A 9,746-nucleotide genomic window follows, 5' to 3' on the forward strand; every position below is an offset into this window, starting at 1 on the left:
TACCCTTGTCTAATTTTACCAGACTGTATTGGACTCAACCGAAAACTGCTATAATGCTTTAAGATGTTGCTTTTGACTAGATGCAGATTTTTTCTTGACGAGTAAGACTATCAAACCAACTAAGACAATCCCATATATACATTGAGGTTCTGACACGGAGGTTGAGGGAGCACCGAAACCATACTTCGCCAAAACTGTTTGTCCAGTGGGAGAAAGAATATATTCAACCAGTTTTGCAGTATTAGGATCTGCGTCTTTCAGGATTGTTAGACCATCATCAGCTTTAACAGCTAAATTATTCGGTAATTCTACAATTTGCAAATCAGGAGAGAGTTGCTGAGCCAACAAAGCACTTGTGTAGTATGCAATTTCTACATCTATTTGACCAGTATCTTCTATGTAGTAGACTATACTACCACCTGAGCTATTTCTCTCGGGTGGATTGGTAGGCACGAAAGGCAAAGTCATCGGGAGCATCCCAATTTTGCACAGACACCTGGCGTCCAGACTTCCAGTCTGTTAGCGAAGCGGCACGAAGTGCGGGCATTTTACACATTTGGGATGCTCCCAAGTCATCGGCATTGATATGGATAGTACAGCAATCCTAGATAAGTCGTCGTGAACAAAAAAACGTAGACGCGGAGCGGTGAGACAGCACGAATGACGGCTCTCCCGACCTAGGCGACTGCGTTAGCGCAGCGAGACCGTTCGGCACGGGGCCGTGCCCGTTAGGCGCAGCCGTGGCGTTAGCCATAGGGCTCAGGTCTTCCCCGAAGGGCTTCCCGCAGGATACCGCAAAGGGCGCAAAGAGAAGCCAGCGCCGTGGGCGGGTTTCCCGACTTGAGGCGACTGGCGTCGCAAAGAAAAGAAAGAGAAGGCGAGGAGGGTGTTCACATCCTATTTAGGAAAGCTGTAGTATTATCCAGTTGGTTCAAAAAGAATTTCAACAGGAATTTAGTAATGTTGAATTTGGAGTCTTAAACGCTTTTGATATAGACGAAGAATCTCAATACGATGTGACTTACTCGCGGTTTTTATTAGCACATTTAAGAAATCCCGAAAGAGTCACCACAAACATGTACCATGCCTTAAAACCAGGAGGAGTCGCTATAGTTGAAGAAACAGACTTTGATTATTCTATTTTGCTCAATAGTAGTGAATCTTACAATTTATCCGAATAAAAGATATTAAGTTGAGTGTAAATCTTAGTAGAGTTTATATATTTATGCGCTCGTCGCAAAACTAAAATGAGTATTTTCTTCTCAGATGAGGCGATCGCTAGGTTAATTCAGGAAGATGTTCCTTACCTAGATTTGACAACTTACGGACTTGGCATTGGCAAGCAACTTGGTGAAATCGAGTTTTCTACCCGTCATCCGATGACCATTTGCGCTACTGAAGAAGCTGCCAGAGTATTAGAATATTGTGGTGCCAAAGTTCATTATCAAGTGGAAAGTGGTACAGTCTGCCACCAGAAGCAATTAATTCTTCAAGCTAGTGGCACTGCGAGTGCTTTGCATAGTGGCTGGAGAGTTGCTTTGAATTTGATGGAATATGTTTCTGGCATTGCTTCGCGTACCAGAGTATTGGTAGATACTGCTAAAACAGTAAATCAGTCTGTTTCTATTGTGACTACTCGCAAGTGTTTTCCAGGTACTAGAGCGCTTTCCATCAAAGCAGTTCTAGCTGGTGGGGGCTTTTTTCATCGCTTAGGATTATCTGAAACAGTTTTAATCTTTAACCAACACCTGATATTCCTGGGAGGTATAGTTGGGCTAACTGAGCGTATGAATGAACTGCGACGACAGTTTCAAGAACAACATATTTGCGTTGAAGTAGATACACCAGCAGATGCCTGGATGGTTGCTCAAGCAGGTGTAGATTTAATTCAGTTTGATAAAATTCCGATCCCAGACCTTAAGCCTCTGGTTTTGAAGTTGAAGCAGCAGTATCCAAGCTTAAAACTAGCAGCAGCTGGTGGTATTACCTCTGAAAATATAAAGGATTATGCTAGCACTGGTGTAGATATTTTAGTGACAAGTTCACCGTACTTCGGTAAACCGTGCGATATTGCAGTCAAAATGAGGTTGCTTCCAAATCCTTAAAGATGAGCAACCGGAATCGATTTACCAGGACATCCTACCACCAATTAGGAATTCTAAATAAAAATTAATAATCTTTTTTAGGATTGCAGAAGCCTCTTTTTACTCGTACAGGTGCAAGACGTAAGGTGCTGCAAAGACAATCTGTACACTTAATCGGTGATGTGCTGCTCTCGGTGAAATTGGAGCTATTCTGTGCCAGGAGTTATCAGACCGAACTATGGCTACTGAGGAGTTAATCACAGGAGGATTTTCATAAACAACTGATCCGGGTTGGTCGCTAGACAATACACAGAAGCTACCCCCCCATTCTACAGACCATTGTTCCTGTAAGTATAATAGATGAGTTAAGGTCTTGTGTTTACCATCAGTGTGAGGAAGAAAAGATCCCGCAGGTCTGGAATGCCGACGTTCAAACGATACAATCACACTGTGGTTTTCTAAGTTCAACCCCGACAATTCTTCCATGATTTTTCGATAAGTAGGCGACCACAGTTCCTGAACGATCAGCTTCTGCCAAACTTCACTTAGCTTTTGAATAGGAAAACTGACCATACCCTTCTCAACATTACTATGCCACCCAGAGTTTCTCTCTATGACTTTCCCTTCAACGAAGCTTGGGTTACAAAACCAACCATCATCCCTTTGCACAAACAGTTCTACACTTGGGAAGCTTTGTATTAACTTTTTGGATGCGTCCTCTTCGAGAGGATTTTCAAACTGCATCCAACAGTAAGGACTTTTGTGAACCACTGCATTCTGTAAAGCATTCCAGTTTAATACCATGCTCAACCTTGCTTTCCTTCTAAGACATACTTTTCTAAATCATCTAGCATTCGTATAGCAGACACAAGAGTCAGTAAAAGCTGAGCGCCTAAACTTTACCAAGTATGTAACCTTTGCTCAACTTTTCAGGCTTAGGCAACCTCATGACGCTAAGCATTTTTGCTTAATGCTACGCGATCACGTCGTCTGACAATTGCCGCCACGTATTACAAATGTACTACTCTGTGGCTTCGGTGTTGATTATCATTCTGATTCAGAAAGCTCTACACTATCTTTACCTGTGACAAATATTTATATTTTCAATACACATATACATTCAATCGTCAATCATATATATACCACTATCAGGTGCGTTTGCCCTGCCCCGTCTAAGATCTCATCTACCAACTTTATCGGTAAAATGTATCAGGTATCACTTTTTCTGAAAACCACAAAGTAGTAAATTTAGCTGTAATCAAAATCTGTAATCAAAACAACTTTTTTTCAAGCGGTTAATAAATACTGTTTGGCACATTGTTTGTATGCGATATGCTTTGCGTCAAAGCTCCGGTTTATCGCAAAGGAGCGCGTATCGTATTAACGAGATTGCATATACGTTATTGATGTACATGTTATAGACATTTTTTTTGTTTTGTGTGGTGGCAGTGGGGAATTCATATCATGAAAAAAACAATATTGACATTTTGTTTAATACCAATAGCTTCTGTCTTATTGGACAGTAGTGCGATGTCTGCGACAAGCCGCTGTTGCGTCTACGCTTCTGTTGTGAAGACGAATGTTCAACAGACGCTGGTAAATAAGTTAAAGGCTAGCTTTTCACAAACACCTTTATCACAAGTGAGTCAACTTGATGAATTAAAGCGTCCTATTACCAATGCCGCACCGTTGTTAGTACAGGAATCGAATACAGCAACGGTAGTGCAAGTAACAGGAGTGCGGATTAACCAAACTAATAAGGGTATTGAGGTGATTTTAGAAACATCTCAAAGTACAGCACTCAAGCCAGAGATTAAAAGATCTGGTAATAAATTAACTGCTGATATTCCTAATGCACAGTTACATCTACCAAGTGGCAATACATTCCGACAATCAAAACCAGTAGCTGGAATTACTGAAGTGACGGTCACAAATACTGACCAAAGAAGTATTCAGTTAACGGTGACAGGTTCGACGGGTGTTCCAATAGTTGAGTTGTTTGATAGTCCTGTTGAGGGGTTGGTATTTGGGCTGAGTGCAACTACGGCTACTGGACAACTGCCGACACACCAGACTACTCCAAAACCAGCAAATGGATCAAACCAAGAACCGATTGAGTTGGTGGTGACTGGGACACCAGAAGGAAGTTATCGGGTGCCGAGGACGAATATTGGGACAAGAACGGATACTTCAATTAAAGATATTCCGCAAACAGTTGAGTCGGTCCCCCGACAGGTGATTGACGACCAAGCAGACAAACGTGTTGGCGATGTCTTGAGAAATCTTGGCATCGGTCAGAACCAGGAACCAAGCCGCCTTGGTGAGAGTGTAATTATTCGCGGTTTCAGTGTTGAGGCTTCAAATACTCTCAGAGATGGCTTGAGAGATAACCTAACTAGTTTAATCGGTACTCCATTTCAAAATGACCTTGCCAACATAGAACGGATAGATGTGCTCAAAGGACCAGCCTCGGTACTTTTCGGTAATGGCTCGCCGGGAGGGGTGTATAATCTGATTACTAAACAGCCCTTGAGTACACCTTACTACTCAATACAGGGTAACGTCGGAAGTTATAGCTTATATAAATCCTCTATAGACTTCTCAGGCCCAGTGACTGCCGACAAAAAGCTTTTGTATCGCTTCAATGCCGACTACGAAAATTCCGGCAGCTTTATCAATAATGCCTACTACGAGCGGGCTTTTGTCGCACCCGTGATTAGTTGGCAACCGAGTCGTGATACAAAGCTGACTATATCCGGGGAGTATCTCTATTCACGACAATCGGAATTCTTCCCTATAGGTTTACCTGCGAAGGGGACAATACTACCTAATCCAAATGGCCAAATTCCTCCTAACCAGTACTTGGGAGATCCGACACAAGACAAAGTGAAGGTGACACAAGGACGAGCTGGCTATAAATTTGAGCATAATTTTAGTGATAAGTGGTCTTTGTACAATAGCTTTAGCTATGCGTTTCTAGACCGACCTTATACTACCAACATCACACCAACGAGTTTACAGGCAGACAACCGTACCGTTAATCGCTTTGACCAAATCTGGGGTCCGACTACCATCAGCAACCTTTCTCAAGATACTCATGTGGTGGGTAAGTTCAAAACTGGTTCTTTAGAACACCAATTGCTGCTCGGCGTTGATTGGTATCAACGTATAGTTTCACCCTACAGTTTTACAGCCCGAACTTTTCCGGCGATTGACATTTACAATCCAGTTTATGGACAGACACCAGGAAATATTTTCGCCAGTCGCAAACAGAAGCAGAGACTCGATGACTTAGGAATTTATTTTCAAGACCAATTAGCGATTGCACCTAACTTGAAGTTGGTGTTGGGTGGACGCGGTGACTTTGTAGATCAAAAGACCCTTAACTTTAACCCCACAAGTGTAAGCGCTCAATCAAATTCAGCATTTAGCCCACGCTTAGGCATTGTCTATCAACCGATTCCACCAGTTTCACTCTACGCTAGCTACAGTCGCTCTTTCGATCAAGTTTTGGGTACAAGTGCCAACGGCAATGCCTTTGAACCTACCCGTGGCACTCAGTATGAAGTTGGGGTGAAAACCGACTTGCTGAATAATAAGCTTTCGGCTACACTCGCTTTGTATCAACTCACCCAGAGTAATATTACAACGACAGACCCCAATAATCCCACCTTTGCTATCCAAGTCGGTGAGCAGAGAAGTAGAGGTGTTGAGCTATTTTTCACCGGAGAACTTGCCCCAGGATGGAATATTATTGCCGCTTACAACTATACTGATGGTCGTGTAACTCGTGACAACGTTTATAAAGTCGGAAGTTTACTTGCCAACACTCCAGAAAATAGCGCTTCTTTATGGACAACTTATATTATCCCCAACGGTAAGCTGCAAGGGTTCGGAGGCGGCGTGGGTGTGTTCTATTTTGGCGATCGCCAAGGTGATTTGACCAACACCTACACGTTGCCGAGTTATGTTCGCACGGATGCTGCTTTATACTACCGCCGCAACAAATTCCAAGCAGCACTCAATTTCAAAAATCTGTTTGATGTTCTTTATTATGAAGGTGCTTTTAATATTAATCGGGTTTTTCGAGGCGAGCCGTTTGAGGTAGAGGCGAGTTTAAAGTGGCAGTTCTAACAGTGGTAATGAATGAGATTTATGGTGCAACCTGGGGTCAACCGCCGAGTGCAACGAGTGATAATTGCAATGTTGCTGCTGCTCATGCTGTATGCTTGTAGCTTGCGGACAGATTTACACAACAATAGTCATCTATTAACTAAATCACAATCCCAGGTTGATGTACGTATAGTCAAACACGTTATGGGTGAAACCCTAGTTCCTGCTCATCCTCAACGAGTAGCGGTTTTGGTTCAGGCTTTATTGGAACCTACTTTTGCCTTGGGAGTCAAGCCGATCGCTGCCCCAAAGGATGCTGTCTCTGACTTGGAGAAATTGGTGGGCAAACTTGAAGGCATTGAGGATGTGGGTTTGGAGTCTCCCAATATAGAGAAACTTTTGCGACTCAAGCCAGACTTAATTTTGGGCTTAAGTTCTCAGCAGGACATTTACCCACTGTTGTCCCACATTGCACCTACAGTTTTGGCGACTTTCAACCCAGCTGCACCGTGGAAAGGATTCTTAGCTTTCACAAGTGATGCCTTGGGAAAAACTGACTCGGCACAGCAGTTAATGGCTAACTATTATGCACGTTTAGCACAGTTGAGAGCTTCTTTGAGTCAACGTCAACCAACCACAGTCGTATCAGTAGCTGAATTGCGTGCTGATGGACTTTTCCTGCCTGAGGCAGCTTCTTTTGAGGGAGAAATCCTTAAAGATGGTGGTATTCAACGTCCGCCAAATCAGTTACTCCATTCTGAGACGAGCATCAGAATGCGCTTGGGGGGACGCTATGCTTTTCTTCACATACCTGAAGAACTTTTGCATGAAATTGATGGAGATGTCCTATTCTTAGTCACCTCAGACATAATGAGTCGTCAAAATCTCAATTTAGAACTTCAAAAGTTGAAAACATTTGCACTATGGTCTAAGTTAAAAGTCGTGCAGCACTCCGAGGTGCATGAAGTTGGTTTTTACTGGCGTGGTTTGGGTCCGATCTCAGCTAACCGCGTCATAGACGATTTGTTCCGATATTTGATCAAACCTACTAAACCAACTACTATCAGAGATTAATCAACATTCGGACTTGATCTTACTTCTGCCAAAATGGCAACTCTCTCAATGAAAGGATTGGTATTGTATGTAGAATCATGCTGAATGTACATGATTTGAAAAATAGTTGCAACTATAGTATCAGTAGTCAAAAATTGCCTGATCATCAGGGAGTAGAAAAACATGATAATTAGTGCTCGTAATTCCTTCAAAGGAATTGTAAAAAAAATCAACCAAGGAGCCGTCAACACTGAAGTGATTATAGAAATTACACCCGGTGTAGAAGTAACGTCAATTATCACCAAGTCATCGGCGGATAATCTTGGGCTTGTTGAAGGTGGACAAGCGATCGCGATCGTCAAAGCATCGGATGTAATGGTTGCTGTTTGAAATCCCACAAGTGAATAAGCACGCACAAGTCCCAACAGGTAGTATTCTCCCTATCTTTGGGTTTTTTTGCTTGCTCTGTGGTACAACAGATAAATAAAATAAGGCGCTCCCAAAGTTGCAGTGAGCAAGCCACAGGGTAACTCAGTGGGGCTAAACAAAGTTCTGCTTAGCAAATCTGCTCCACTTAAAAGTAATCCTCCCATAAGGGCGGCTACTGGTAACAAATTCTCATGCATCGAGCTTACCAACCGTCGCCCTATATGAGGAGCCATCAAGCCGCTGGCAGACTTGCACCTATCATACTTGCAATCAATGTGTGGGGTAGCCGTATTTCGCGAATAATTATTATTGCGTAAGTCCTGATCTTGAAGAAAAAAGAGCGATCGCCTAGAAATTTGATTTTGCTTGATGTGCGATCGCTCCCCAGGAGCGGGCGCTTTGCGCCATCGCTCTAACCGGTCGAATCTATAAAAAAGCCCAAAAACGTTGGTTGAAATCTTTATTCTTTCGTCAAATTTCAAAAGTTTTTGGTCTACTCACATTAGCTGTTGAAAGCTTTATCACTAATGATAGTATTGGTAATTTATGTGTTGAAAATCTCCTTCATGGTAGTTTTTGTGTCACATCAAAGAGGATGAATTTAATTAGAAGCTGAACAAGCGTGTTATTTGGCTTCTGAATCTTCTCCCTCAACAATTTCTTTTTGGATAGAGCGAATTTCTGCAGCTAATTCTTTCCGAGTAGAAGCCTTGAGTAGATATCGGAAAACAAACCATGTTGCGTAACCAATTCCAGTCAACTCAAAACCTAACTGTAATTGCGGGACTTCATTGATTACATCTAATATAGCTAAAATTAGCTTAACTGCAAAAGTCCCTGTAATAATTGCGGCAAAACAAATAATTGGCAGCTGGTATTCGGGTAAAGCTCTACCTAAGTATTCAGGCAATTGCTTCAAAAAGTCAGAAAAACTTCCGCCAATTTGCTGCCATTGGGATAATAATTCAATAGCACGTGGTAGTAAAGGCTGAGTTTCAACTTTTGAACTTTCAAGTACTGCGCTAGGTTGGGTTGATGTAACATCAACAGATTTCGATTGTTGTACTTCGCAGTCGATCAGTTTGTTATTATGTTCACTGATAACAGTTTCCATTTCTGTAGTCAAGGTTGCGTCTTGTGTAGCAGGAGAGGACAGTTCCTGCGCAAGTATATTTGGATTGGGATCAAAACTCTGATCGCTAGGAGTTTGCGCAACCACCTGTTCTACAGACAAGATTTCGGCATTCTTTTTCAGATTGGGTAATAATTCATCAGCAGATGGTAGTAATGGCTGAGTTTCAACTTTTGAACTTTCAAGTGCTGCGCTAGGTTCGGTTGATGTAACATCAACAGATTTCGATTGTTGTACTTCGCAGTCGATCAGTTTGTTATTATGTTCACTGATAACAGTTTCCATTTCTGTAGTCAAGGTTGCGTCTTGTGTAGCAGGAGAGGACAGTTCCTGCGCAAGTATATTTGGATTGGGATCAAAACTCTGATCGCTAGGAGTTTGCGCAACCACCTGTTCTACAGACAAGATTTCGGCATTCTTTTTCAGATTGGGTAATAATTCATCAGCAGATGGTAGTAATGGCTGAGTTTCAACTTTTGAACTTTCAAGTGCTGCGCTAGGTTCGGTTGATGTAACATCAACAGATTTCGATTGTTGTACTTCGCAGTCGATCAGTTTGTTATTATGTTCACTGATAACAGTTTCCATTTCTGTAGTCAAGGTTGCGTCTTGTGTAGCAGGAGAGGACAGTTCCTGCGCAAGTATATTTGGATTGGGATCAAAACTCTGATCGCTAGGAGTTTGCGCAACCACCTGTTCTACAGACAAGATTTCGGCATTCTTTTTCAAAATACCATTAATAATTTCCTCTGATTTCTGCTTCAGACTTTCATTGTTTTCATCCTGCTTATCTTCTGAACTTTCTTCATTTTCATTGCCACGGACATCAAGTGCAGCCAATTTCATCAAAGGCGAGTAAATGGCATTGTACATATCGCGTGCCATATTCACAGCACCTTCAAAACCCATGTACGGACCATTGTGATATCCATGTC

9 protein-coding genes are annotated in these 9,746 nt (G+C 42.3%); 5 read left to right on the plus strand and 4 right to left on the minus strand.

All coding sequences use genetic code 11. The features are described from left to right. Nucleotides 1-48: 48 nt before the first annotated feature. Entirely contained in the window at nt 49-468 is a 420-nt protein-coding gene (locus AC5JM2_RS18525) for a substrate-binding domain-containing protein (RefSeq protein WP_495836325.1), read from the minus strand. Between the two features lie 458 nt (nt 469-926). Between AC5JM2_RS18525 and AC5JM2_RS18530 the strand changes: the two genes are divergently transcribed. Then, entirely contained in the window at nt 927-1,181 is a 255-nt protein-coding gene (locus tag AC5JM2_RS18530; RefSeq protein ID WP_495836326.1) for a class I SAM-dependent methyltransferase, read from the plus strand. Nucleotides 1,182-1,247: 66 nt separating this feature from the next. Then, complete coding sequence (gene modD, locus AC5JM2_RS18535; RefSeq protein WP_495836327.1) at nt 1,248-2,105, plus strand: ModD protein; 858 nt, start codon at nt 1,248-1,250, stop codon at nt 2,103-2,105. A gap of 99 nt (nt 2,106-2,204) precedes the next feature. Here the strand turns inward: modD and AC5JM2_RS18540 are convergent, their stop codons facing one another. Further along, nucleotides 2,205-2,888 (minus strand): 2OG-Fe(II) oxygenase, encoded by a 684-nt coding sequence (locus AC5JM2_RS18540; RefSeq protein ID WP_495836328.1) that lies wholly within the window; start codon nt 2,886-2,888, stop codon nt 2,205-2,207. A gap of 726 nt (nt 2,889-3,614) precedes the next feature. On the opposite strand from AC5JM2_RS18540, the gene AC5JM2_RS18545 reads away from it, so the two are divergent. From AC5JM2_RS18545 to AC5JM2_RS18555, 3 genes are all read left to right on the plus strand, one after another. Further along, nucleotides 3,615-6,218 (plus strand): TonB-dependent siderophore receptor, encoded by a 2,604-nt coding sequence (locus tag AC5JM2_RS18545; protein ID WP_495836329.1) that lies wholly within the window; start codon nt 3,615-3,617, stop codon nt 6,216-6,218. Nucleotides 6,219-6,239: 21 nt separating this feature from the next. Next, complete coding sequence (locus tag AC5JM2_RS18550; protein ID WP_495836330.1) at nt 6,240-7,271, plus strand: iron-siderophore ABC transporter substrate-binding protein; 1,032 nt, start codon at nt 6,240-6,242, stop codon at nt 7,269-7,271. A 162-nt stretch (nt 7,272-7,433) separates the two neighbouring features. After that, complete coding sequence (locus AC5JM2_RS18555) at nt 7,434-7,640, plus strand: TOBE domain-containing protein (protein ID WP_495836331.1); 207 nt, start codon at nt 7,434-7,436, stop codon at nt 7,638-7,640. 50 nt (nt 7,641-7,690) lie between these two features. On the opposite strand, the gene AC5JM2_RS18560 is transcribed toward AC5JM2_RS18555, so the two are convergent. Both AC5JM2_RS18560 and AC5JM2_RS18565 read right to left on the minus strand, forming a co-directional pair. Continuing rightward, the gene (locus AC5JM2_RS18560) at nt 7,691-8,161 is read right to left on the minus strand and encodes an iron chelate uptake ABC transporter family permease subunit (protein ID WP_495836332.1); all 471 of its coding nucleotides are present in this window, start codon (nt 8,159-8,161) and stop codon (nt 7,691-7,693) included. 143 nt (nt 8,162-8,304) lie between these two features. Next, nucleotides 8,305-9,746, minus strand: a 1,442-nt coding sequence (locus AC5JM2_RS18565) for a CAAD domain-containing protein (protein ID WP_495836333.1), incomplete at its 5' end; no start/stop codon positions are given.

The organism is Brasilonema angustatum (genome assembly GCF_059505445.1).